Here is a 1,000-nt window from a genome sequence, read left to right on the forward strand (position 1 = left end):
GCCCGATGGCCGATACGGCTATGTCTGTTCGTCGTTCAATCCGGTGCTGGCCGTGTTCGATGTCGCAACCCACGCGCAGGTCGGACAGGTGGCACAGCCGAGCCCATTCTGTCCCAACATCGCCGCGACGCCGGACGGCAAGCAGGTGTGGTTCACGCTGAAGGACATCGGCAAGACGGTCGCATTCGATGCCAGGCCACCCTTCGCAATCCTCAAGGTGCTGGATACCGGGCCGATCACCAATCACGTCAACTTCGCCCGCACGGTCAGGGGACAGTTCGCGTACGTCACGGTAGGCGGGGAAAACGCGGTGAAGGTGTTCCGCACGTCCGATTTCGCGCCCGTCGCCACCATCCCGGTCGGCAAGATGCCGCACGGCGTCTGGCCATCGGGCGACGGCCGGCGCATCTATGTCGGGCTGGAGAATGCCGATGAACTCGCCGCAATCGACACCACAGGCAACAAGGTGGTCGCCACCGTGCCGGTCGGACAGGCACCGCAGGCGATCGCCTATGTGCCGAACGCTGTCCCGACAGGCCCCGGCACCGACAATCTCCAACCGCTCGGTACGGCCGGCAAGGCGGTGCATCTGACCATGGGGCCGGTTGGCGGCAATGGTGCGGCAAGCAGCATCACCCTCTTCGACCAGGGCATCATCCAGGTCGTGCAAAGTGCCGTTACCGGTTTGCAGCCCAAGAAGCCTTACATGCTCGTGCTGACCGCCAACGCGGACGGCAGCGGTGCGGTAGAGCCGCTTGCGAACTTCATGAGCAACCCGGCAGGTGCGGCGATCGTCAACGCATCGGGGCCGATCCGGCAGATCGTTCAGGGCAGCACCGCGGCGCCCCGGCGCTTTCTGGCTGTCGCGGAGGTGGTGAACGGCGCGCCGGGTCGCATCGTGCAGGTGCAGCGCGACTGAGATGGACCCGCTTGCCGCCGCGATCGAACCCCTGATCCCCGGCCTGCGCCGCTATGCCCGATCGTGGTTGCGCGATCGGGC

At 66.0% G+C, this 1,000-nt stretch carries 1 protein-coding gene; it reads left to right on the forward strand.

The genetic code is table 11. The features are described from left to right. Positions 1–919 (forward strand): YncE family protein (locus SSA01S_RS18860; protein ID WP_369691217.1); only part of this gene is annotated, 919 nt, incomplete at its 5' end. Positions 920–1,000 lie beyond the last annotated feature (81 nt).

This window comes from Sphingomonas sanguinis NBRC 13937, from assembly GCF_001591005.1.
Lineage (GTDB): Bacteria > Pseudomonadota > Alphaproteobacteria > Sphingomonadales > Sphingomonadaceae > Sphingomonas > Sphingomonas sanguinis.